The organism is Pseudomonas aeruginosa, assembly GCF_001457615.1.
Classification (GTDB): domain Bacteria; phylum Pseudomonadota; class Gammaproteobacteria; order Pseudomonadales; family Pseudomonadaceae; genus Pseudomonas; species Pseudomonas aeruginosa.
This window is the reverse complement of the sequence record NZ_LN831024.1, coordinates 2,648,567-2,672,150: the sequence shown is the minus strand read 5'-3', so window position 1 is coordinate 2,672,150 and position 23,584 is coordinate 2,648,567. Positions and strand designations below refer to the sequence as shown.

Here is a 23,584-nt window from a genome sequence, read left to right as displayed (position 1 = left end):
GACTCCCGCTTGGCTGGCTACGCGGCGCCCGTAGCCTGGGCTGCCACGGGCACGCCGGTGCCCGGGCGGCATGGGTGGAATGGCGTGGCCGAGGTTCGGGTCGCGGCGCCCACCGGCAGGTCGAAGCCATGCCCGGCCAGGAACCGCCCTTCGGCCCGCCTACCCAGAGGAAAGTAGCAGCGCCGCCGCGCAGCCGCCAGCAACGGGCTGTCGCAGAGCGCCGCCCCGGACGGGGCGGCGGCGCGCCTTCAGAGGACTTGCAGCGGGTATTCGACGATCAGGCGGACTTCGTCGAGGTCCGACTCGAAGCTGTCGGAGCGCACGGTGGCCTGGCGCACGCGGAACGCCAGGTCCTTGGCCGCGCCACCCTGCACCACGTACTTGACCTCCACGTCGCGTTCCCAGCGGCCCTGGTTGGTCAGCGGGTTGCCGTTGGCGTCGGTGCGCATGTAGACGCTGTTGGCATTCGAATAATCGGCGTCCCAGCCCTTGCCATAGCGGGTCATGAAGCTCAGCCCCGGCACGCCGAAGGCGGCCATGTCGAGGTCGTAGCGGAGCATCAGCGAGCGTTCCTTGGGCGAGTTGAAGTCGCTGTACTGGATCGAGTTGTCCAGGTAGATGGAGTCGGTCTGGCGCAGGTAGTCGAAGTCGTCGTCGCCGTTGTTGCGCTGGTACGACAGCAGCACCTGGTGCGGACCGTAGGCGAAGCCGCCGCGCACGCTCCAGATGTCGTTGTCGAGTTCGCCCATCACCTGCCTGCCCTGGTCCTTGACCTTGTAGTAGTTGGCGCCGCCGAGCAGGGACAGCTTGTCGTCCAGCGGATAGTTGAAGCTGGTGCCGGCGTAGTACTGGTCCCAGGCGTCCTTCTGGCGGCTGCCGTAGAGGCTGACGCTCCAGTGCTCGGTGGCCTGGTAGTCGCCGCCGGCGTAGGCGACCCACGGCGAGTCGATGCGCCGGCCGGTGTAGAAGCTGTAGAAGTCGTCGCTGCCGCTGGTGCTGTTCGGCTGGGTCATCGAGTTCAGCTTGCCGGCCTGCAGGGTCAGGCCCTTCGCCAGGCTGTCGTTGACCAGGGTGAAGCCACGGAAGCTGGAGGGGAACAGCCGGCTGTTGCCGTACTGGATCACCGGGGTTTCCGGGAACACGTCGCCGACCCGCAGCACGGTGCCGTACCAGCGCAGCTTGACCGCGCCGCCGGCTCGCGAATAGTCGTCCTGCGGCCGCCCCTGGTCGTCATAGGGCAGCAGGTCGACGCTACCGCCGGCGCCGGAACGCCCGCCGCCGCTGTCCAGGCGCACGCCGAGCTGGGCGAAGGCGTCGATGCCGACGCCCAGCGTGCCCTGGGTGAAGCCCGAGGAAAAGTTGGCCATGAAGCCCTGCACCCACTCCTCGGTGTAGCCGCCGCCCGCCGGGCTCGATTGGCCCTTGCGGAAGTCGCGGTTGAAGTAGAAGTTGCGCAGCAGCAGGTTGACCTCGCTGCCCTCGATGAAACCTTCCTTGCTCCGCTCGGCGTTCTCCTCGGCGACGGCCGAGGCCATCAGTCCGGCGCCCAGCAGCAGTGGAAGCGTCCACAGTCGTTTCTTTCCATCCCCTTGCATGGCGATTGCTCCAGATCGGTTCATGTCTGTTTTTCTTCTGCGGCCATGCCTTGCGGCGCTGGCTGTGCGTGAACTTCTGGTCGATCGCGCCCCCGCGCAGTCCTGCCGCAACCGGCATTGACCGTGGGGCTGATTCTGGAACCGGGGAAATGACGCAGACATGAGGCGGGGATTACTTTTCCGCAATCTTAACTCGCACTTAATGCGCTTCGCGCAGACTCCTCCGCCATGCAACGGAGCATCGCCGAAGTTATCGGAAACGTAATTTTCCACTCACCCTCGGGTAATCCGTCCGCTCTTACTCTTTGCTCAAACGGGACGAATACCTCGCCCCGGCGACGAGCCAACCCGAGAGGTTTGCCATGAAGATCATCCCGATGCTGCTGGCCGCCCTGCTGGCGACCGGCGCCGCCACTGCCCAGGCCCAGGACGGCAGCGAACGCTCCTGGCAGTACAACGCCGAATTCCGCGCCGCGCAGAAAGAACTGCGCGAAAAGCGCCTGCAGAAGCAACAACTGGAAGCGCAAGCGCAGAAGACCGACCGCAGCAAATGCGCCGAGCGCAAGAACGGCAACGGCTGAGCAGCCTTTCACCGAGCAATACACTTGTCCTTTTTGGGTTGCTCCTTTGGACAAGTCCTGAGGCGCCAGTCATGGCGCCTTTTTTTATCCGCCGTCGCGCCTGGCGGAAGAAGGCGGCATGGTCGCCAGCGACCAGCCGCCCTCCCCGTTTCCCACCTTACTCCTGCAATGCCCGCGGCCGCTGGCTGCGGCGCTCGGCGGCGGGCGCCGGGCTGGACTGGAGCTGGAAGTCGAAATCCAGTTCGGCGAAGCGTCCGCCCTCCACGCCGCGGTCGCGGGCCGCGGCGGGGTCGTCGTTAAAGCGCAGGTCGCCGATCAGCCCATCGCGGGTGGCATAGGCGAAGTCGTCCCACAGGTAGCGGTCGCCCGCCAGGTTGATCTGGGTGGTCAGGTGGCGATGGCCGGGCGCCGAGACGAAGAAGTGGATGTGCGCCGGCCGCTGGCCGTGGCGGCCGAGGCGGTCGAGCAGCTCCTGGGTCGGGCCGTCGCTCGGGCAACCGTAGCCGGAGGGCACGATGCTGCGCGCACGGTAGCGGCCGTCGGCGTCGGTGCGGATGCGCCGGCGCAGGTTGTATTCGGACTGACTGCTGTCGAAGTAGGAATAGGTGCCTTGGGTATTGGCGTGCCAGACGTCGACGATGGCTCCGGCCAGCGGCTGGCCGTCGGGACCGCTGACGCGGCCCTGGAGGAACATCACGGTGCCGGGGTCGCGGCCGTCGTCCATCCGTGCCTCGCCGTCGCTCAGCGGCGCGCCGGCGACGTACAGCGGCCCTTCGATGGTGCGCGGCGTGCCGCCGGTGAGGCCGGCCTCGGCGTCCTGGGCGTCGAGCAGCAGGTCCAGGTAATGCTCCAGGCCCAGCCCGGCGGCCAGCAGGCCGGCCTCCTGGCGGCTGCCCAGGCGGTTCAGGTAGTCCACCGCTTTCCAGAATTCGTCGGGCGTGACCTGCATCTCTTCGATCAACTTCGCCGTGTCGTCGAGGATGCGCCGCACCAGGGCCTTGGTGCGCGGATCGCCGCGTTCGTTGAGCTGGCCGCTGGCCTCTTCGAAGAAGCGCTGGACATCGGCAGTCTGGGAAATCTTCACGGTCATGGCGTTTGCCTCTGCTTGTTGTTGTCGGGCGTGGGAAGGGAATCTCAGCGGTCGTCGGCATGGATCGACGAGGGATGCCGGCAAAGCCCGTCGATCTCGATGTCCATGTAGGGAAACAGCGGCAGCCGGGTCAGGGTGTCGTGCAGCGCCTCGACGCTGGGCAGGTCGAACAGGCTGTAGTTGGCGTAGTGCCCGGCGATCCGCCAGAGGTGCCGCCAGCTGCCCTCGCGCTGGAGGCGCTGGGCCATTTCCTTCTCCTCGGCCTTGAGCCGCTCGGCCTGTTGCGGGTCCATGTCGACGGGCAACGTCACGGTCATCTTCACGTGGAACAGCATCGGTCGTTTCTCCTCTGTCTGCGGGACGGCTTCAGCGCCGGCGGAAGCGCGCCAGGCGCTCCTCGTCGAGCGCCAGGCCGAGACCCGGCGCACGCGGCACGTGCAAGTGGAAGTCCTGGTAGCGCGGCGACTCGAGGAGGATGTCCTCGGTCAGCAGCAACGGGCCGAACAGTTCGCTGTGCCAGGCCAGGCGGTCGAGGGTGACGAAGGCGTGGGCGGCGGCCAGGGTGCCGATGCCGCCCTCGAGCATGGTCCCGCCGTACAGGCCGATCCCGGCCGCCTCGGCGATCGCCGCGCTACGCAGCACCGCGCGCGGTCCGCCGTTCTTGGCGATCTTCAGGGCGAACACCGGGGCGGCGCCCTCGCGAGCCAGATGGAAGGCATCCTCGACGCTCTCGATGGCCTCGTCGGCCATGATCGGCGCGCCGCCGCGGCTGCTCAGGCGCGCCAGGCCGACGCGGTTGTGGCGGGCGATGGGCTGTTCGATCAGGGCGATGCCGTTGTCGCCGAGCGTCGCGCAGGCACGCTGGGCAACGCCTTCGTCCCAGGCCTGGTTGACGTCCACCCGCACGCTGGCGCGCTCGCCGAGGGCGCGCTTGATGGCGATCGCGTGGGCCACGTCGGCATCCACCTCACCGGCGCCGATCTTCAGCTTGAAATGCCGGTGGCGGCGCAGGTCGAGCATCCGCTCGGCTTCCTCGATGTCGCGGCCGGTGTCGCCGCTGGCCAGGGTCCAGGCCACCTCCAGGCTGTCGTGCAGGCGGCCGCCGAGCAGTTCGCTGACGGCCAGGCCGAGGCGCTTGCCATGGGCGTCGAGCAAGGCGGTCTCGACCGCCGAGCGGGCGAAGGTGTTGCCCCTGATGTGCCGGTCCAGGCGCTGCATCGCGGCATTCACGTTGTCCGCCGGCTGGCCCAGCAGCAACGGGGCGAAATGCGCGTCGAGATTGCTCTTGATGCTCTCCGGGCTCTCGCTGCCGTAGGCCAGGCCACCGATGGTGGTGGCTTCGCCGAGGCCCTCGATGCCGTCGCTGCAACGCAGGCGGAGGATCACCAGGGTCTGCCGGTTCATGGTGTGCATGGCCAGCTTGTGCGGGCGGATGGTCGGCAGGTCGACGATGATCGACTCGAGGCTTTGGATCACGGCTTGGCTCATTCTCGGGGGTCCACCAGGGTTGCGGTTGGGTTTTCGACGGTTCGCCGCTCAAGGCTCGCTCGATACCGAGCAGGTTTCGCCGTCGTTTCGGCCAAGCATCCATCGCCTTCTTCACTGGGGTCCAATATCATCTTCCTCTCGAACCATACCCTGGAGGTATCATGGAGCTTCGTCACCTGCGCTACTTCCAGGCGCTGGCCCGGACCCTCAACTTCACCCGCGCCGCCGAGCAGTTGCACATCGCCCAGCCACCGCTGAGCCGGCAGATCCAGCAACTCGAGGAAATGCTCGGGGTGGCCCTGCTGGAGCGCGGCCGGCCGCTGCGCCTGACCGAAGCCGGGCGCTTCTTCCACGAACAGAGCGCGACGCTCCTGGACCAACTGGAAAGCATCTGCGACAGCACCCGGCGGATCGGCCAGGGCCAGCGCCAGTGGTTCGGCATCGGCTTCGTGCCCTCGGCGCTGTATGGCGTGCTGCCGGAGCTGATCCGCCACCTGCGCGGCGACCCGGAGCTGGAGCTGGGCCTGCTGGAGATGACCACCCTGCAACAGGTCGAGGCGCTGAAGAGCGGGCGTATCGACATCGGTTTCGGACGCATCCGCATCGACGACCCGGCGATCCGCCAGAGCGTGCTCAGCGAAGAGCCGCTGGTCGCCGCCCTGCCCGCCGGGCACCCGTTGCTCGGCCAGCCGCTGAGCCTGGAGCGCCTGTCGCGCGAGCCGTTCGTGCTCTACCCCGGCCAGCCGCGGCCGAGCTACGCCGACCACGTGCTGGCGCTGTTCGCCACCCACGGCCTGAGCCTGCGCGTGACGCAATGGGCCAACGAGATGCAGACCGCCATCGGCCTGGTCGCCGCCGGACTCGGCGCGACCCTGGTGCCGGCCTCGGTGCAGTTGCAGCACCGCGACGACGTCGCCTACCAGGCCCTGGCCGACGCCTCCCTGACCTCGCCGATCATCGTCAGCCGGCGCCAGGGCGACGGCTCCCCGCACCTGCGGCGCTGCCTGGCGCTGATCGGCCGCGAGGACGCCTGAACGCCCTCTCAGGAGCGCCGCGCAGCGCGGCGCTGGGTCATGCTCGGGGTTTCCTCGAAGCGCTTGCGGTAGTCCACGGAGAAGCGTCCGAGGTGGCTGAAGCCCCAGCCCAGGGCGATCGTCGAGATGCTGCGGGCGCCGCCGCTGGCGAGGATCTCCTCGCGCACCGCGGCGAGCCGGTAGTGCTTCAGGTAGCTCATCGGCGACACCCCGAAGTAGCGACGGAAGCCCTCGAACAGCTTGAACCGCGAGACCCCGGCGGCGCGTTCCACGTCCTCCAGGCTCAGGGTCTCGCGGGCGTTGGCCTGGAGAAACTCGCGGGCGCGCAGCAGGTAGTGCGGCGGGCGCCCGCCAAGGCCCTGCTGCAGGGCCTCGCTGTAGTTGTTCGGCTGGGCCAGGATCAGTCCCTTGATCAGCGCGCGTTCCAGGTCGCTGCTGAAAAACGCCTGGGCGTAGAGTTCGCTGCGCGCCATCTCCTCGCTGATGTGCCGCACGGTGCGCCACCAGGACGCGGAGGCGCCGTCCAGGGCATCCATCTCCGGATCGAAGCGCAAGGGCGTATCGATCGGCCGCTGCAACATCTCCTCCAGGACCTTGCGCATCGCCGTGCGGCCGATCACCACCTGCAGCTTGCGGCAGTCCCCGGCGATGCTCAGCTCCTGGCGCTCGTTGGGCGCGATGATCACCCCGCGGCGGACGTCGGAGAGCAGGCGCAGCCCGCCCCGGCACAGCTCCTGCTCGCCGCTGAGTGGCAGGCTCAGGCTGTAGGCGTTGAACGCCGCGGCATCCTCGACGGTGATGGTGACGTCGGTACCGTAGCCGATGTAGCCGAGGGTGGTGCACATCGACTTCAGCACGTTGCCGTGGTGCTGGAACTGCACCAGTCCCGGGCTCGCCGCTTCGAGCCGGTGCGGCCCGCAGACCTTCGACATCCAGGAACGGGCGGCGGCCAGGTCCAGGTGGTCGGCATGGAGATCGCCACGATCGGCGACGGGATGGGTCCTCATCATGGTTCGGCACTCGACACGGCAAGGCTGGGGGTGCGCTCTGCTGGCGCTCTGTTTTCAGCAAAATGCAAGGCATATGCCGGCGCAAGGCCGGCTCCCCGCATCCTCCACTATCCGGATAGCGTTCGCCGACTTTCCGGACAAAGCGTCCGCCGCAAGCGCCGCTCGAACCTCGGCCGAGCCCTCCGCGAGCCCCCCGGCCGCTCCTCGGCGGCTGCGGATTTTCGGGATGCGCATCGTCGACTAAGCGGATAGCCCGCCCCCGCTCGCGGCCGTTGAATGGGTCACCCATAACGACAACGCACAAGGGTGAGAACGCATGAACGCTACCCGCAGAAGCCTCGAACAGTGGCGCGACTATGTCGGCGGCTGCCTCGACTTCCGTCCCGAGGAAGGCATCTTCCGCATCGCCCGGGACATGTTCACCGAACCGGAGCTGTTCGACCTGGAGATGGAGCTGATCTTCGAAAAGAACTGGATCTACGCCTGCCACGAAAGCGAACTGGCCAGGCCCCACGACTTCGTCACCCTGCGCGCCGGACGCCAGCCGCTGATCGTCACCCGCGACGGCAACGGCCAGTTGCACGCGCTGGTCAACGCCTGCCAGCATCGCGGCGCGACCCTGGTACGGGTCGGCAAGGGCAACCAGTCGACCTTCACCTGTCCGTTCCATGCCTGGTGCTACAAGAACGACGGCCGGCTGGTGAAGGTCAAGGCGCCGGGCGAATACCCGGAAGGCTTCGACAAGGCCACCCGTGGCCTGAAGAAAGCGCGCATCCAGAGCTACAGGGGCTTCGTCTTCGTCAGCCTGGACGTCGCCGGCGAGGACGACCTGGTGGACTTCCTCGGCGACGCCCGGGTGTTCCTCGACATGCTGGTGGCGCAGTCTCCCAGCGGCGAGCTGGAAGTGTTGCCCGGCACCTCCACCTACACCTACGAAGGCAACTGGAAGCTGCAGAACGAGAATGGCCTGGACGGCTATCACGTCAGCACAGTGCACTACAACTACGTAGCCACCGTGCAGCACCGCCAGCAGGTCGAGGCCGAGCGCGGCGGCGTGGCCGCCACCCTCGACTACAGCAAGCTCGGCGCCGGCGACGCGGCCACCGACGACGGCTGGTTCTCCTTCGCCAACGGCCACAGCGTGCTCTTCAGCGAGATGCCCAACCCCGCCGTACGCCCCGGCTACGCCAGCGTGATGCCGCGGCTGGTGGGGGAATACGGCCAGGCCCGCGCCGAGTGGATGATGCATCGCCTGCGCAACCTCAATCTCTACCCCAGCCTGTTCGTCATCGACCAGATCAGCTCGCAGCTGCGCATCGTCCGCCCGCTGGCCTGGAACCGTACCGAGATCGTCAGCCAGTGCATCGGCGTCAAGGGCGAGTCGGACGCCGACCGGGAGAACCGGATCCGCCAGTTCGAGGACTTCTTCAACGTCTCCGGGATGGGCACGCCCGACGACCTGGTGGAGTTCCGCGAAGCCCAGCGTGGCTTCCAGGCCCGCCTGGAGCGCTGGAGCGACATCTCCCGCGGCCACGGCAAGTGGCTCGAAGGCGCGACGCCGAACAGCCAGGCGTTGGGTATCGCGCCGCTGCTGACCGGCACCGAGATCACCCACGAAGGCCTCTACGTCAACCAGCACGCGCATTGGCGGCGCTTCCTCCTCGACGGCCTGGAGCGCCTGGCCCTGCGCGCGAAGGAGGTGACCCCATGAACGCCGGACTGCAGTACCGCGTCGAACAGTTCCTCTACCGCCACGCCGAACTCTGCGATGCCCAGGACTGGGACGGCTACCTCGCGCAGTTCGACGAACAGTGCGAGTTCCACCTGCCGCAGTGGGAGTCCGAGCAGCGCTACACCCGCGATCCGAAGCGCGAGATGTCGCTGATCTACTACCCCAGCCGTGCCGGCCTGGAAGACCGGGTGTTCCGTATCCGCACCGGCAAGGCCGCGTCCACCGTGCCGATGCCGCGCACCCTGCACCAGATCGGCAACGTGCGCATCGCCGAGGAAGGCGAAGGCCTGCTGCGAGTGCGGGTCAACTGGCAGACCCTGTTCCAGCGCCTGGACCAGACCGGCAGCTTCTTCGGCCATGCCACCTACCGCCTGAAACCCCATGGCGAGGCCTGGCTGATCGCGCGCAAGCACATCGTCCTGCTCAACGACCGGATCGACTCGGTCCTCGACTTCTACCACCTCTGAACGGCGGGACCCGTCACGATGAATCACAAAGTCGCCCTCAGCTTCGCCGACGGCAAGACCCTGTTCCTGCCCGTCGGCCACGACGACCTGCTCCTCGACGCCGCCCTGCGCCACGGCATCAACCTGCCGCTGGACTGCCGCGAAGGGGTCTGCGGCACCTGCATGGGCCGCTGCGAGGCGGGCAGCTACAGCCTGGACTACGCCGACGAGGACACCCTCTCCGCCGCCGACCTGGAGCAGCGCAAGGTGCTCGCCTGCCAGACCCGGGTGCGCTCCGACGCGGCCTTCTACTTCGACTTCGCCTCGACCCTCTGCCATGCCGCCGCGGCCCAGGCGCACAGCGGCGTGGTGCGCGAACTGCGCCTGCTCTCCGAGGACACCGCGCTGCTCCGCCTCGACGCCGGCGCCGCGGGCCGCCAGCTGGACTTCCTGCCCGGCCAGTACGCGCGCCTGCAAGTACCCGGCAGCGACTGCCGGCGCGCCTACTCCTTCGCCAACCGGCCGAATCCGCAGAACCACCTGCAGTTCCTCATCCGCCTGCTCCCGGGCGGCGCCATGAGCGACTACCTGCGCCAAGGGTGCCGGGTCGGCGACGAGATCCGCTTCGAGGCGCCGCTGGGCACCTTCTACCTGCGCCAGGTGGAGCGCCCGTTGCTGCTGGTGGCCGGCGGCACCGGCCTGTCGGCGTTCCTCGGCATGCTCGACGAACTGGCCGAGCGCGGTTGCGAGCGGCCGGTGCATCTCTACTACGGGGTACGCCGCGCCGCCGATCTCTGCGAATTGCAACGGATCGCCGGCTACGCCGAGCGGCTTCCCGGCTTCCGCTTCGTCCCGGTGCTCAGCGAGGCGGACGCCGACTGGGATGGCCGGCGCGGCTACCTGCACGAGCATTTCGACGCCGCCCGCTTGCGCGACGAAGCTTTCGACCTCTACCTGTGCGGGCCTCCGCCGATGGTCGAGGCGGTCCGCCAGTGGCTGCGCGAGCGCTCCCTGGAGCATCTGCGGCTGTACCTGGAGAAGTTCACCGAAAGCGGCGACTGAAGCGCTCAGCCGAGGTCGCCGCCAGCTACCGGCAGGGTCACGCCGGTAATGTAGGACGCCTCGTCGGAGGCGAGGAAGAGGATCGCCGCGACCTGCTCGTCGATGCTGCCGTAGCGCTTCATCAGGCTGCTGTCGAGGGTCTGCTCGACGATCTGTCGATACCAGCGCCGCTCCTCCTCGCTCTGCGCCGCGGCGTTGCGCGGAATCCTTCGCGGCGGCGCGTCGGTGCCGCCCGGCGCCACCGCGTTGACGCGGATGCCCTGGTCGGCGGTCTCGAACGCCAGGCAGGCGGTCAGCGCGTTCACCCCGCCCTTGGCGGCGCCATAGGGCACCCGGTTGACCCCGCGGGTGGCAACCGACGAGACGTTGACGATCGCCCCGCTGCCCTGCCCCAGCATCGCCGGCAGCGCCGCTCGGCAACACCACAAGGTGGGCAGCAGCGAACGCCGCAGCTCGGCCTCGATCTCGTCCTCGGCGTAGTGTTGGTAGGGCTTCGCCCAGAGGGTGCCGCCGACGTTGTTGACCAGGATGTCCAGCCGGCCGAAACGCTCCAGGGTCCGCTCCAGTACCCGCTGGCATTCGGCGTAGCGCTCCAGGTCGGCGGTCAGGCACAGGCAGGCGTCGCCGGCCAGTTCGTGGACCAGCTCGGAGCGGTCCACCGCCACCACCCGCGCGCCTTCCTCCAGCAGGCGCCGGACCACGCCCAGGCCGATACCCTGGGCGGCGCCGCTGACCAGGGCGACCTTGTCGCGGAATCTGTCGTTCATGGGAGTCTCCTTGGCTCGCTCGGGTTCAGGCCGCGCTGGCGGCGAACTTTTCGTAGTAGAAATTCGCCGGGCGCACGCCCTGCTCGCGCAGGTAGCGCTCGACCGCCTCGACCATCGGCGGCGGCCCGCACAGGTAGATGTCGACGTCGCCCTCGTGCAGGTGCTGCGCGGCGATGTGCTCGGTCACGTAGCCCTTGCGCGGATAGTCGCTGTCGGCGCTGGCCACGCAGGCGCTCCAGGTGAAGCCGGGAATCCGTTCGGCGAACGCCTCCAGGCGCTCGAGCCCGACCAGGTCGACGTCGTGGGTCACCCCGTAGACCAGGTGCAGCGGGTGCGCGCTGCCCTGTTCGGCGATCCGTTCGAGCATCGCGGTGAACGGCGCCAGGCCGGTGCCGCCGGCCAGCATCAGCAGTGGCCGGTGAATCTCGCGCAGGTAGAAACTGCCCAGCGGGCCGTCCATCGCCAGGCTGTCGCCGGCCCTGGCCGTGCCACTGAGGAAGCCGCTCATCAGCCCGCCGGGGACGTTGCGGATCAGGAAGCTGACCTCGCCGTCCTTCGCCAGCGAGCTGAAGGAGTAGGCGCGGCGCTGCTCGCTGCCGGGTACCTGGAGGTTGACGTACTGCCCGGGCAGGAACGCCAGGCTGGCCAGCGCCTCGCCGCGCAGCGACAGGCCGATGGTGCTCGGCGACAGTTGCCGGACTTCGCTGATGCGCGCCTCGTAGCGCGCCTGGCCGGTCCTGCACAGGGTCGAGGACGCCGGCACGCGCAGCACGCAGTCGCTTTCGGCGCGCATCTGGCAGGTCAGCACGTAGCCGCGGGCGGCTTCCTCGGCGCTGAGGGCATCGTCGATGTAGTCCTGGCCCAGCGCATAGCGCCCGGCCTCGGCCAGGCACTTGCAGGTGCCGCAGGCGCCGTCGCGGCAGTCCAGGGGGATGTTGATGCCCTGGCGGTAGGCCGCGTCGGCCACGGTCTCGCCGGGCGCGGCATGGATGAAGCGGGTCACCCCGTCTTCGAAGTTGAGTGCGATCCGATGGTTCATGGCATGTCCCTCGACAGCCCGCCGGCGCGGGCGTCAGACGTGGTAGACGTCGATCAGCTGGCGAACGTAGTCGTTCTTCAGGATCACTTTCTTGGCCTTGATCAGCGGACTCTCGCCGCGTACGTCGAGGTCGTAGAAGGTGGTGCCGAAGTAGCTGTCCACGGTCTTGTAGCGATAGCTCAGGGTGTGCCAGTTGCAGCGCACGCGGCAGATGCCGTCGTCCTCGCCGAGCAGTTCGATGTTGCTCAGGTTGTGCGAGGTGCGGGTGTCCGGCAGGGTCGCGCTGGAGCGCTCGGTGCGGATGCGGAATACCCGGTCCTCCAGGCCGCCGCGGTTGCCGTACCAGATCAGCGAGATTTCCCGCTGCGGGTCCTCGGTGAGCTGGTCGCGGTCGTCCCAGGACGGCATCCAGAAACTGGCGTCCGCGGCGTACAACGCCAGCCAGGCGTCCCAATCCTTGTCGTCGAGATAGCGCGCCTCGCGGTAGAGGAAATCGCGCAGGGCGTCGTAGCCCAGGCTCATGACGCCACCTCCCGCAGCGCCACGCGCTGCGTCCGTTCGCGCTCCAGGGCGGCGAGCAGCGCCTCCTGCCAGTAGCGATGCTGCAATACGAACAGCCCTTCGTCCTCGGTGCGCACGCCGCTCAGGCGCGGCCGCAGGTCGATGGCCGCGGCCGCCGCGTCGGCGCCCTCTATCCAGTGTTCGGCGCCGCGCGACAGGTCGTTCCAGCCGACCACGCTGCCCTGGTAGCCCTGCTGGCAGGAACGGAACTCCTCCAGGTCGTCCGGGGTGGCCATGCCGCTGACGTTGAAGAAGTCCTCGTACTGGCGGATGCGCCGGGCGCGCGCCTCGGCGCTCTCGCCTTTCGGCGCGATGCAGTAGATGGTGATTTCCGTGCGGTCCACCGACAGCGGCCGGGCGATGCGGATCTGCGAGCTGAACTGGTCCATCAGGTACACGTTGGGGTACAGGCAGAGGTTGCGCGAGTTCTCGATCATCCAGTCGGCGCGGGCCTCGCCGAAGTCGCGGGCAAGCTCGGCGCGGCGCTCGAAGGCCGGCCGGTCCTCGGGGTTGGCCCAGCGACTCCAGAGCAGCATGTGGCCATGCTCGAACGAGTAGAAGCCGCCGCCCTGCCGGGCCCAGCCCGCGGCGCTCATGGTCCGCGGCTGGTCCGCGGCGTCGCGCTGCTGGCGCTGGCTCTGGGTCGCCGCGTAGTTCCAGTGCACCGAACTGACGTGATAGCCGTCGGCGCCGTTCTCGGCGGTGAGCTTCCAGTTGCCTTCGTAGACATAGCTGGAAGAGCCGCGCAGCACCTCGAGGCCTTCCGGCGACTGGTCGACGATCATGTCGATGATCTTCGCCGACTCGCCCAGGTGCTCGGCCAGCGGCCTGACATCGGGGTTGAGGCTGCCGAACAGGAAGCCACGGTAGGACTCGAAGCGCGCCACCCGGGTCAGGTCGTGCGAGCCCTCGCAGTTGAAGCCCTGCGGGTAGCCGGCCTCGGCCGGGTCCTTGACCTTGAGCAGCTTGCCGGAGTTGTTGAAGGTCCAGCCGTGGAACGGACAGGTATAGCTGCTGCGATTGCCGCTCTTGTGCCGGCAGAGCATCGCGCCACGGTGGCTGCAGGCGTTGATGAAGGCGTTGAGCTGGCCGTCGCGGTTGCGCGCGATGACGATCGACTGGCGGCCGATCTGGGTGGTCAGGTAGTCGTTGACTCCGGCAACCTGGCTTTCGTGGGCGAGATAGACCCAGTTGCCCTCGAAGATGTGCTTCATCTCCAGTTCGAACAGGCGTGGATCGGTGAACATCTCCCGCTTGCAGCGGTAGACGCCGCGCTCGGGGTCTTCCTCGAGCAGAGAACGCAAGTAATCGCTACCCAGGGACATGGCCGGGGCCTCCGTTGTTATTGTTCAGGCCCGGTCAGGTTAGGTAGCGCGTGCTGCTGGGGATATCCGTTGCCTGCGGATCGCTGGCCGATTCCTGCACGCCGTGGCGGTCGGCGCTAGGCGCGCCGGCGCAGGGTTTCCGAAGGCAGCTCGCCGAACTGCCGGCGATATTGCTCGGCGAAGCGGCCGAGGTGGGCGAAACCGAAGTCCAGGGCCAGTTCGGTGAGGTTGCGTACCCGGCAGCCGGGGTCTTCCAGGCAGGCGCGGATGCGCTCCAGGCGCAGCCGGCGAATGTATTGCCGAGGGCTCTCGCCAAGCTGGCGCTCGAACAGCGCGTACAGCGAACGGGTGCTCATGTGCGCCTGCTCGGCCAGCGCCGCGACCTCGATCTCGCTCTGCAGATGGCGGCGGATGTAGGCATCGAGGCGGGCGAAGACGACCTGCGCATCGCCGGGGTCCTCGCGGCTGACGTTGGTCTTCAGCAGGGTCAGCAGCTTGCTGCCGAGGATCTGCTCGAAGTGGCTGTCGACCCGCGCCAGCCGCTCGCCGGACTCGGCCTCGCGGCAGACCAGGGCGAGCAGGCCGACGAAGCCTTCCAGCTGGTCCAGGCGATAGCGATGTTCGAGGAAACGCACGCCGCGCGCCGGATGGCTCCAGCGCTGCTCGGCGCAGATCGCTTCGAGCAGCGCGCAGGGCAGCTTGACGATGAATTTCTCGCAGTCCGCCGAATAGGTCAGGTCGACCGGATCGTCCGGGTTGATCAGCAACAGCTCGCCCGGCGCCAGGGCGTGTTCCTGCCCGCCGCCGCGCCACAGGCAGTGGCCGCGCAGGAGGATCTGCAGGTGGAAGATGCTCTCCAGCGCCGGCGAGGTGACCCGTACCGCCGCGCCGTAGCTGATCCGGCACAGGTCGAGGCTGGCGAAGGTGCGGTGGTCGAGGCTGGCTTGCGGCCTGCCGGCGGCCGGCAGGCGTATGCAGTGCGTACCGACGTGCCGGTTGACATAGCCGGACACCGCATAGGGGTCGGCACGTTCGAACACCCGGCTGCGCTCGCTGAGCAAGGAGGCATTCATGGGCAGGACACTCAGGCTGCTATCGTTGTTGTTATCGCCGCGCGGCGCCAAGCGCCGGGCGCGGAACGTCCACCCACACTACGCAAGCCCTCCGCCGGCGACAATCCGGGCCGGCAATCGCGTGCGGTAATCGAACGGAATCCGTCCAACGGCCAACGAAAAAGGGCCGCCAGGGTTTCCCCTGCCGGCCCGCTTGCGCGCCCGCTTCAGCCGGCCGCCGGCGTCTCCTCGCGCGGTCCGGCGTCGCGCCCGTGGGTCCAGCGATAGAGCACCGGCAGCACCAGCAGGGTCAGCATGGTCGAGGACAGGATGCCGCCGATCACCACCGTCGCCAGCGGCCGCTGCACCTCGGCGCCGGTGCCGGTGGCCAGGGCCATCGGCACGAAACCGAGGGACGCCACCAGGGCGGTCATCAGCACCGGACGCAGGCGGGTGATGGCGCCCTCCCACACCGCCTGGTCGAGGCTGCGTCCTTCCTGCAACAGGTTGCGGATGAAGGAGATCATCACCAGGCCGTTGAGCACCGCCACCCCGGACAGGGCGATGAAACCCACCGCCGCCGAGATCGACAGCGGTATCCCGCGCAGCCACAGGGCCAGCACCCCGCCGGTGAGGGCGAAGGGGATGCCGGTGAACACCAGCAGGCCGTCCTTGACGTTGTTGAACATGGCGAAGAGCAAGGTGAACACCAGCAGCAGCGCCACCGGCACCACTACCTGCAAGCGCTTGGCGGCGGACTGCAACTGTTCGAACTGGCCGCCCCAGGTGGTCCAGTAGCCGGCCGGGATCTTCACCCCGTCCTGCAGCTTCTGTTGCGCTTCCAGCACGAACGAGCCGATGTCGCGGCCGCGCACGTTGGCGCTGACCACGATGCGCCGCTTGCCGTTCTCCCGGCTGATCTGGTTCGGTCCCGGCGAGAGGTCGAGGCGCGCCACGTCCGACAGCGGGATGAAGTCGATCCGCGCCAGGTTGTTCGGCGGCAGCGGGATCAGCAGGTTGGACAGTGCCGGCAGGTCGGCGCGCAGGGTTTCCGGCAGGCGGATGACGATGTCGAAGCGGCGGTCGCCCTCGAACAGGGTACCGGCGTTGCGTCCGCCGAGGGCGGTGGCCACGGTGTCCTGGATGTCGCCGACATTGAGGCCGAAGCGTGCCGCCTTGTCGCGGTCGATGTCCACCGTCAGCACCGGCAGGCCGGTGGTCTGCTCGACCTTCACCTCGGAGGCGCCGTCGATGCCTTGCAGCACCTTGGATATCTTCTCCGCGGTGTCGTTGAGCACCTGCATGTCGTCGCCGAAGACCTTCACCGCGACGTCGCTGCGCACCCCGGAGATCAGTTCGTTGAAGCGCAACTGGATCGGCTGGGAGAACTCGTAGACGCTGCCCGGCACCTCAAGGGCCGCGGCCTGCAATTCTTCCAGCAGCGCCTCCCGCGACTTCTTCGGGTCCGGCCACTGGCTCTGCGGCTTGAGCATCACGTAGCTGTCGGAGGCGTTCGGCGGCATCAGGTCGGAGGCGATCTCGGCGGTCCCGGTGCGGGCGAAGACCCGCTCGATCTCCGGGAACTTGCCCATCAGCTTCCTCTCCAGGGTCTGCTGCATCTCGACCGACTGGGTCAGGCTGGTGCCCGGCACCCGCAGGCCCTGCATGGCGAAGTCGCCCTCGCTGAGGCTGGGAATGAACTCGCTGCCCATCCGCGAGGCCACCAGCGCGGTGAGCAGGATCGCGCCGAGGGCGCCGCCGACCACCAGCGCGCGGTGCCCGAGCACCCAGCGCAGCGCCGGTTCGTAGGCCAGACGCGCGCGGCGCATGACGAAGTTCTCCTCCTCCTTGACCTTGCCGGTGATGAACAGCGCGATCGCCGCCGGGACGAAGGTCACCGAGAGGATCATCGCGCCGAGCAGCGCGGTGACCACGGTGAACGCCATCGGGTGGAACATCTTCCCCTCGACCCCGGTGAGGGCGAAGATCGGCAGGTACACCACCATGATGATGATCTGGCCGAAGACCAGCGCCCGGCGCGCCTCCCTGGACGCGGCGAAGACCTCGTGGAAACGTTCCGCGCGGGTCAGCCGGCGGCCGTGGTGGGCCTGGGCGTGGGCCAGGCGGCGGATGGCGTTCTCGACGATCACCACGGCGCCGTCGACGATGATGCCGAAGTCCAGCGCGCCGAGGCTCATCAGGTTGGCGCTGACCCTGTTGCCGACCATCCCGGTGAAGGTGAACAGCATCGACAGCGGGATGATGGTGGCGGTGATCAACGCCGCGCGGATGTTGCCGAGGAACAGGAAGAGCACCGCGATCACCAGCGCCGCGCCTTCCACCAGGTTCTTCTTCACCGTGGCCACGGCCTTGTCCACCAGGGTGGTACGGTCGTAGACGGTGATCGCCTTGACCCCCTTGGGCAGGGTCCGGTTGATCTCCTCCAGGCGCTGGCCGACTGCCTGGGCCACTTCCCGGCTGTTCTCGCCGATCAGCATGAACACCGTGCCGAGCACCACTTCGCGGCCGTTCTCGGTGGCCGCGCCGGTGCGCAGCTCCTTGCCCAGGCCGACCTCGGCGACGTCGCGGATACGGATCGGCACGCCGTCGACGTTGGAAACGATGATCCCGCGGATATCGTCCATGTCCTTGACCTGGCCCGGCGCGCGGATCAGCAACTGCTCGCCGCGCCGCTCGATGTAGCCGGCGCCGACGTTCTCGTTGTTGCGCAGCACGGCGTTCTGCAGGTCGCCGAGGGTCAGCTTGTAGGCCGCGAGCTTCTTCGGATCCGGGGCGATGAGGAATTGCTTGGCGTAGCCGCCGATGGTGTTGATCTCGGCCACGCCCTTCACGTTGCGCAACTGCGGACGGATGATCCAGTCCTGGATGGTGCGCAGGTCGGTGGGCGTGTAGGCGCTGCCGTCCTCCTTGGTCGCGCCCTCCTCGGCCTCAACCGTCCACAGGTAGATCTCGCCGAGACCGGTGGAGATCGGCCCGAGGGTCGGCGAGATGTCTTCCGGCAGTTGCTCGCGCGCCGTGCTCAGGCGTTCGTTGACCTGCTGGCGGGCGAAGTAGATATCGGTGCCCTCCTCGAAGATCACCGTCACCTGGGAAATCCCCGGCCGCGACAGCGAACGGGTTTCCTGCAAACCCGGCAGGCCGGCCATGACGGTCTCCACCGGGTAGGTGATCCGCTGCTCCACTTCCAGCGGCGAGTAGCCGGGGGCGGCGGTATTGATCTGCACCTGGACGTTGGTGATGTCCGGGACCGCGTCGATGGACAGCTTCTGGTAGCTGCCGATGCCGACCCCGGCCATCCCCAGCACCGCCAGCAGGACCAGCCAGCGTTGCTCGATGGCGAATTGGATGATGCGTTCGAACATGCGAAGACTCCTGGAGCGGGACTCAGTGACCGTGTTCCGCCGAGCCCTTGCCCAGTTCGGATTTGAGGATGAAGCTGCCGCTGGCGGCGACCTGGCTGCCGGCGCGCAGGCCCTCGAGGACCTCGACGCGCTGGCCGTCGCTGATGCCCAGCTTGACCGGCTGGACCACGAAGCCATCGGCCACGCGGACGAACACCACGTCCTCGCCGTCGACGTTCTGCACCGCGCCGTCGGCGACCGTCAGGACTTCCTTGCGGGTCGCCTCGGCCACCTGCACGGAAACGAACAGGCCCGGGCGCCAGGTGCTCTCGGGGTTGCTCAGGGTGACCCGGGCGGTGGCCGCGCGGGTCTGCTCGCCGAGCAGGTCGCCGATGTAGGACACGGTGCCCTCCACCTCGCTATCCAGCGCCTGGGCGAGCACCTTGACCTTGCTGCCGACGCGGACCTGGCCGAGCAGTTGCGCGGGCACGTTGAAGGTGGCCCAGACCGAGGACAGGTCGGACAGGGTGAAGACGTTGGCGGTGCCGTCCACCGGCTCGCCCTGGGTCAGGTGCTTTTCCACCAGCACCCCGGCGAACGGCGCGCGCAGCTCGTAGCGGTTGCCGCCCTGCAGGCTGGGATTGCCGCCGAGCGCGGCGATCTTCGCCCGCGCGTTGTTCAGCGCGATCTCGGCTTCCTGCAAACCCTGGCGGGCGAGCAGGAATTCCTGCTCGGCGGAAATGCCCTCCTTCCACAGCTGCTGCTCGCGCTTGTAGGTGCTCTGCGCCAGGCTCAGGCGGCGCTGGGCGGCGGCGAATTCGCTGCGCTGGTCGGACAACTGCGGGCTGCTGATCACCGCCAGCAGCTCGCCCTGCTTCACCGCCTGGCCAAGATTGGCCGGCACGCTGTCGACGATCCCCGGCAGGCGCGGGACGATATGCGCGGTGCGGTCCTCGTTGAAGCGGATCTCGCCGGGCAGCGAGACCACCTGGGCCAGGCTGATCGTCCGCGCCGTATCGAGGGTGATGCCGGCGGCCTCGATCTGCTCGGCATCCAGCTCCAGCTTGCCCTCCTCGCGGGTGAAGGCGAAGTCGTAGCCCTGCTTGCCGGCCATCAGCTTGAGGCGCGCGGTGAAGGCATGCGGCTCGGCGATCCCGGCATTGGCCACCAGGCCATCGCCGCTGGCCTTGAACAGCAGGTCCTCGACCTCGCCGGTGGCACGCTCGACGTCGGCGCCGAGGACCACCTCCTGCGGCGCCAGCGCCTTGCCGCCGCGCTCGACCCAGGCCTTGAGCGGGCTGCCGTCCTCCGGCACCAGCAGTTCCAGGGTCAGGTCGCCCTGGCGCAACAACATGCCGCCGCGCGGTCCGCTGCCCTCGCCCTCGGCGGCCGCTTCGCCGGCGCCGGCCGGCGCCTTGCCGCCCAGCTCCAGGTAGGCGCCGCCGCCCAGGCCGAGCAGTGCCAGTGCGGTCACCGCGATAATCGTCTTCTTGCCCATTCTGTTCTCCCGAACCGTTCGGGGGGCGCGCCGGCGGCCCGCCCCGGAAATCTCACTGGCCGAGGTGGCCGATGTCTTCACCGAGCAGGCGCTCCATGCTCACCCGCGCCTGCGCCGCGGCGTCCAGCGCGCGCACGTACTGGGCACGGACGCCGACCAGGGTGCGCTGGGCATCGAGCACGTCGAGGAAGTTGAACTTGCCCATCTCGAAGCCGCGGGTCATCGAGTCCAGCGCGCTCTGTGCGCCGGGCAGCAGGTCGCGACGGACCAGCGCCAGCTCCTGTTCCGAGGTGCGCAACTGGTCGTAGGCCTGTACCGCTTCGCTGCGCAGGCGCAGCAGGGTCGCGCGCTGCAGGTCGCGGGCCTGGTCGGCGCGGCTCTGGGCGGCGTAGATGTTGCCCTGGTTGCGGTCGAACAGCGGCAGCGGCATCGACAGGCCGATCAGGTTGACCCGTTCGCCACGTCCGTCGCGGGCGGTCTGGTCGTACTTGCTGCCGATGCTGACCGTCAGGTTGGGGATGCGCTGGCGCTTCTCCAGGTCGACCTGGGCCTCGCCGCGCGCTACCTCCTGGGCCGCCAGGCGCAGGGTCGGCGACTCGTCGAGATGGCGCAGCAAGGCGCCACGGGTGATGCTCGCCGGCACCGCGTCGAGCGCGCCGCCGACCCTGGCGAAGCCTGGCTGCGGCTCGTCCCAGGTGCTCGACAGCTGCACATAGGTGCGCTGCTGCTCCAGCTCCGCCTGGCTCAGGTCGAGCTGGGCGTTGTCCGCCAGGACCTGGGCGCGAACCCGTTCCACCGAGGAGATGCTGCCGGCCTTGACCCGTCGGTCGGCGGCCTGCAGCGCGCGCCTGGCCAGGTCCAGGGAGGTCTTCGCCAGGCGCACCCGCTCCTGCGCGGTCAGCGCCGCGTAGTAGGCGCCGCGGACCTGGGCGCGCAGTTCGGCGCGACGGACTTCCAGTTGGGTCCAGGCGATCTCGCTGCCGCGTTTCGCCACCTCCACCCGCGCACCGCGCTTGCCGCCCAGCTCCAGCGGCTGGGCGATGCTGACGCTGGTCTGGCGATTGCCCTGGCGGGTGTCCTCGACGCTCCAGGACAGATCCGGGTTGGGGATCAGCCCGGCCTGCTGCCGCGCGCCGCTGGCGATCTCGGTCTCGCGCCCCACCGCCGCCAGCTCGGGGTTGCTCCGCAGGGCCCGCTCCAACGCCTGCTCGAGGCTGATCGAAGTGCCGTTGAAACTCACCGGCGCTTCGTTCGCCAGGGCCGGCAGGCCCAGGCAGAGTCCCATCAGTAGCCAGCAGGCGCGTTTCCCCGCGCTGGCCAGTGGCCGAAGTATCGGCATGTTCCGCTCCTCGTCTGCTGATCGTCGTCGGCGACGGCGATCCATTACCGGCCCGGAACCACGCAACCGTTCATCGGCGATATCTCGCCGGCGATATTCGAAGTTGCACTTCCGGGATGCGGCAGATGTTAGGTAGCGGGGCTTATCGGCAAGGTGACGGAAGAATTACAAGTCGGTAATGAATATTCTCCACGGACAATTAGCGGTTACACTTCGGCAACCTTCGAAGAGACTGGCAATAGTTGGATGAAACATAGGGACAAAAGCAACATGCGCTTACAAAAGGCATTGCCCCTCACGCCCAGCGGTGCTTGCGCCGCGGACATTTCCAAAGTTCTCAGGCGGACTCCCGGGAGAACTACCCGGTCATTCGATAATTATCATCGAAGCAGCGCAACGATATGAAATTACATTTCCAGGATTCTATCCAGGCAACGCCCGCAATGTAACTTTATAGCAATGCACTTAAACATTTACTTGCAAATGAATCCATACTTTATATAGGGGCGAACATGCGCATCCTTATTATCGAAGATGAAGTCAAGACTGCCGACTACCTGCACCAGGGCCTGACCGAAAGCGGCTACATCGTCGACCGCGCCAACGATGGCATCGACGGCCTGCACATGGCCTTGCAACACCCTTACGAACTGGTGATCCTCGACGTCAACCTGCCCGGCATCGACGGCTGGGACCTGCTCCGCCGCCTGCGCGAACGCAGCAGCGCGCGGGTGATGATGCTCACCGGGCATGGCAGGCTGACCGACAAGGTGCGCGGCCTCGATCTCGGCGCCGACGACTTCATGGTCAAGCCGTTCCAGTTCCCCGAACTGCTGGCGCGGGTCCGCTCGCTGCTGCGCCGCCACGACCAGGCACCGATGCAGGACGTCCTGCGGGTCGCCGACCTGGAGCTGGACGCCAGCCGCCACCGGGCCTTCCGCGGCCGGGTGCGGATCAACCTGACGACCAAGGAGTTCGCCCTGCTGCACCTGCTGATGCGGCGCAACGGCGACGTCATCACCCGGACGCAGATCATCTCGCTGATCTGGGACATGAACTTCGACAACGACTCCAACGTGGTGGAAGTCGCCATCTGCCGCCTGCGGGCGAAGATCGACGACGGCTTCGACCTCAAGCTGATCCATACCATTCGCGGCGTCGGCTACGTCCTGGAAGCGCGCCGATGACGCCACCAGGCCGACTGTCGCTGCGCCTGGCCCTGCTGGTCGGCGCCCTCGGCGCGCTGCTGGCCCTGGCGCTCGGCGCGATGGCGCACTGGAACCTCGGCCGCGAGCTGGAAGCCCGCGAGCGGGAAAACCTGCAATTGAAGCTGGAGCAGATCCGCCACAGCCTAGAAGATGATCTCGACCTGCGCAGCGACCCGGCCGTACAGGCGCATGCCCTGCAGGACCAACTGGTGGCTCACAGCGGCCTGCACCTGAGCATTCTCGACAGCCGCAGCGGCCAGCCGCTGATGAGCTTCGGCGACCAGGCCGCGGCCAGCGTCGCGGCCAACCGCGCGCTTCTCGCCCGCTTGCAGGCGGATGCCCGCCAGCCGGTGTTCCAGAGCTGGAGCACCGGCAACGACCAGCGCCTGCTGAGCATCGGCGCTTCCATGCGCATGAAGAACGGCACCCCGGTACAGGTGTTGCTGAGCAGCGAGCGCAACGCCGACGAGCGCCTGCTCGACGGTTTCCTCCGCGCCACCCTGCTGGCCCTGCCCTTCCTCCTGCCATTGATCGCCCTGGCCGCCTGGTGGGTGGTGCGTGCCGGCCTCGAACCGTTGAACCGCTTCCGCCGGGTGGCCGCCCAAGTCAGCCCGCAGGATCTCTCCTACCGCATCCCCGAGCAGAACCTGCCGCGCGAGCTGGACAGCCTGGCCCGCAGCTTCAACCACATGCTCGGCCGCCTCGAGGATGGCGTACGCCAGCTCTCGCAGTTCTCCGACGACCTGGCCCACGAACTGCGCGCGCCGATCTGCAACCTGCTGGTGCGCAACCAGGTGCTGCTCAGCCAGCATCGCGACGGCGCGGCATACCGCGAAGCCCTGGAGTCCAATGCCGAGGAACTGGAGCGGCTGTCGCGGATCGTCACCGACATGCTGTTCCTGGTGCAGGTGGACAACCCGGCGATCCAGGCCCAGTTCGGCTGCGTCGCCCTGCACGAGCAGGCGGCCAAGGTCATCGACCTGTACGAGATGGTCGCCGAGGACAAGGGCGTCGAACTGCGCCTGTCCGGCAACGGCTTCGCCCACGGCGACAACCTGATGATCCAGCGCGCCATTTCCAACCTGGTGTCCAACGCCGTGCGCCACACCCCGCAAGGCGGGCGCATCGACGTGCGGATCGGGGAACGCGCGGGGCACACCGAGGTGAGGGTCAGCAACGACGGTCCGGGCATCCCGCCGGAGTACCTGCCGCACCTGTTCGAGCGCTTCTACCGCCGCGCCGGACGCCAGACTGGAGCCCAGGCCGGCACCGGCCTGGGACTGGCCATCGTGCAATCGATCATGGCCTACCACGGCGGCCGCGCCGAAGCGGAAAGCGTACCGCAGCAGAAGACCCACCTGCGCCTGCTGTTCCCTTCGACGGGCGCTGCCTGAC

At 68.0% G+C, this 23,584-nt stretch carries 20 protein-coding genes; 7 read left to right on the top strand and 13 right to left on the bottom strand.

Annotated elements, in window-relative coordinates; all coding sequences use genetic code 11:
* Nucleotides 1-248 precede the first annotated feature (248 nt).
* Entirely contained in the window at nucleotides 249-1,595 is a 1,347-nt protein-coding gene (locus tag AT700_RS12480; RefSeq protein WP_003109544.1) for an OprD family porin, read from the bottom strand.
* Nucleotides 1,596-1,957: 362 nt separating this feature from the next.
* On the opposite strand from AT700_RS12480, the gene AT700_RS12475 reads away from it, so the two are divergent.
* Nucleotides 1,958-2,176, top strand: a complete 219-nt coding sequence (locus AT700_RS12475) for a hypothetical protein (protein WP_003089862.1) — start codon at nucleotides 1,958-1,960, stop codon at nucleotides 2,174-2,176.
* A 157-nt stretch (nucleotides 2,177-2,333) separates the two neighbouring features.
* On the opposite strand, the gene catA is transcribed toward AT700_RS12475, so the two are convergent.
* From catA to AT700_RS12460, 3 genes are read right to left on the bottom strand one after another with little or no spacing between them, the layout of a single operon-like run.
* Nucleotides 2,334-3,266, bottom strand: coding sequence for a catechol 1,2-dioxygenase (gene catA, locus AT700_RS12470; protein ID WP_031643235.1), 933 nt, complete (start codon nucleotides 3,264-3,266; stop codon nucleotides 2,334-2,336).
* 44 nt (nucleotides 3,267-3,310) lie between these two features.
* On the bottom strand, nucleotides 3,311-3,601 hold the full coding sequence (gene catC / locus AT700_RS12465) for a muconolactone Delta-isomerase (RefSeq protein ID WP_048521077.1): 291 nt from the start codon (nucleotides 3,599-3,601) through the stop codon (nucleotides 3,311-3,313).
* Nucleotides 3,602-3,632: 31 nt separating this feature from the next.
* A complete protein-coding gene (locus AT700_RS12460; protein ID WP_003120080.1) occupies nucleotides 3,633-4,754 on the bottom strand; it encodes a muconate cycloisomerase family protein in 1,122 nt (373 codons plus the stop codon).
* 161 nt (nucleotides 4,755-4,915) lie between these two features.
* Here AT700_RS12460 and AT700_RS12455 point away from each other — a divergent pair, with 161 nt between their 5' ends.
* On the top strand, nucleotides 4,916-5,788 hold the full coding sequence (locus tag AT700_RS12455; RefSeq protein ID WP_003089870.1) for a LysR family transcriptional regulator: 873 nt from the start codon (nucleotides 4,916-4,918) through the stop codon (nucleotides 5,786-5,788).
* 8 nt (nucleotides 5,789-5,796) lie between these two features.
* Here the strand turns inward: AT700_RS12455 and AT700_RS12450 are convergent, their stop codons facing one another.
* Complete coding sequence (locus tag AT700_RS12450) at nucleotides 5,797-6,798, bottom strand: AraC family transcriptional regulator (RefSeq protein ID WP_003113309.1); 1,002 nt, start codon at nucleotides 6,796-6,798, stop codon at nucleotides 5,797-5,799.
* A 316-nt stretch (nucleotides 6,799-7,114) separates the two neighbouring features.
* Here AT700_RS12450 and antA point away from each other — a divergent pair, with 316 nt between their 5' ends.
* Genes antA through antC form a run of 3 tightly spaced genes read left to right on the top strand, consistent with a single transcriptional unit; the run spans nucleotide 7,115 to nucleotide 10,038 of the window.
* Nucleotides 7,115-8,509 carry an anthranilate 1,2-dioxygenase large subunit gene (antA, locus tag AT700_RS12445; RefSeq protein ID WP_003143888.1) on the top strand — a complete coding sequence of 465 codons (1,395 nt, stop codon included), beginning with the start codon at nucleotides 7,115-7,117 and terminating at the stop codon, nucleotides 8,507-8,509.
* On the top strand, nucleotides 8,506-8,997 hold the full coding sequence (gene antB, locus AT700_RS12440) for an anthranilate 1,2-dioxygenase small subunit (protein ID WP_003116865.1): 492 nt from the start codon (nucleotides 8,506-8,508) through the stop codon (nucleotides 8,995-8,997). Before antA ends, antB begins: the two co-directional genes overlap by 4 nt.
* Nucleotides 8,998-9,015: 18 nt before the next feature.
* The gene (gene antC, locus AT700_RS12435; protein ID WP_003109538.1) at nucleotides 9,016-10,038 is read left to right on the top strand and encodes an anthranilate 1,2-dioxygenase electron transfer component AntC; all 1,023 of its coding nucleotides are present in this window, start codon (nucleotides 9,016-9,018) and stop codon (nucleotides 10,036-10,038) included.
* Nucleotides 10,039-10,043: 5 nt separating this feature from the next.
* Here the strand turns inward: antC and AT700_RS12430 are convergent, their stop codons facing one another.
* The 8 genes from AT700_RS12430 to AT700_RS12395 form a co-directional block, all read right to left on the bottom strand.
* A complete protein-coding gene (locus AT700_RS12430; protein WP_003116862.1) occupies nucleotides 10,044-10,805 on the bottom strand; it encodes a 1,6-dihydroxycyclohexa-2,4-diene-1-carboxylate dehydrogenase in 762 nt (253 codons plus the stop codon).
* A gap of 25 nt (nucleotides 10,806-10,830) precedes the next feature.
* Nucleotides 10,831-11,844: a benzoate 1,2-dioxygenase electron transfer component BenC gene (gene benC, locus AT700_RS12425; RefSeq protein WP_003109537.1), complete on the bottom strand. Its 1,014-nt coding sequence runs from the start codon at nucleotides 11,842-11,844 to the stop codon at nucleotides 10,831-10,833.
* Between the two features lie 33 nt (nucleotides 11,845-11,877).
* Nucleotides 11,878-12,366 (bottom strand): benzoate 1,2-dioxygenase small subunit, encoded by a 489-nt coding sequence (gene benB / locus AT700_RS12420; RefSeq protein WP_003113314.1) that lies wholly within the window; start codon nucleotides 12,364-12,366, stop codon nucleotides 11,878-11,880.
* Nucleotides 12,363-13,730 carry a benzoate 1,2-dioxygenase large subunit gene (benA, locus tag AT700_RS12415; RefSeq protein WP_023128138.1) on the bottom strand — a complete coding sequence of 456 codons (1,368 nt, stop codon included), beginning with the start codon at nucleotides 13,728-13,730 and terminating at the stop codon, nucleotides 12,363-12,365. Before benA ends, benB begins: the two co-directional genes overlap by 4 nt.
* Nucleotides 13,731-13,846: 116 nt before the next feature.
* Complete coding sequence (locus AT700_RS12410; protein ID WP_003109534.1) at nucleotides 13,847-14,803, bottom strand: AraC family transcriptional regulator; 957 nt, start codon at nucleotides 14,801-14,803, stop codon at nucleotides 13,847-13,849.
* A gap of 206 nt (nucleotides 14,804-15,009) precedes the next feature.
* Nucleotides 15,010-18,165 (bottom strand): efflux RND transporter permease subunit, encoded by a 3,156-nt coding sequence (locus AT700_RS12405; protein ID WP_048521076.1) that lies wholly within the window; start codon nucleotides 18,163-18,165, stop codon nucleotides 15,010-15,012.
* Between the two features lie 22 nt (nucleotides 18,166-18,187).
* Entirely contained in the window at nucleotides 18,188-19,642 is a 1,455-nt protein-coding gene (locus tag AT700_RS12400; protein ID WP_003109532.1) for an efflux RND transporter periplasmic adaptor subunit, read from the bottom strand.
* 52 nt (nucleotides 19,643-19,694) lie between these two features.
* Nucleotides 19,695-20,981, bottom strand: a complete 1,287-nt coding sequence (locus AT700_RS12395) for a TolC family protein (RefSeq protein WP_003113317.1) — start codon at nucleotides 20,979-20,981, stop codon at nucleotides 19,695-19,697.
* A gap of 512 nt (nucleotides 20,982-21,493) precedes the next feature.
* Between AT700_RS12395 and AT700_RS12390 the strand changes: the two genes are divergently transcribed.
* Together AT700_RS12390 and AT700_RS12385 are read left to right on the top strand one after the other, a co-directional pair.
* A complete protein-coding gene (locus tag AT700_RS12390) occupies nucleotides 21,494-22,168 on the top strand; it encodes a heavy metal response regulator transcription factor (RefSeq protein WP_003089900.1) in 675 nt (224 codons plus the stop codon).
* Entirely contained in the window at nucleotides 22,165-23,583 is a 1,419-nt protein-coding gene (locus AT700_RS12385) for a sensor histidine kinase (RefSeq protein ID WP_003113318.1), read from the top strand. The genes AT700_RS12390 and AT700_RS12385 overlap by 4 nt, the downstream gene beginning before the upstream one ends.
* Nucleotide 23,584 lies beyond the last annotated feature (1 nt).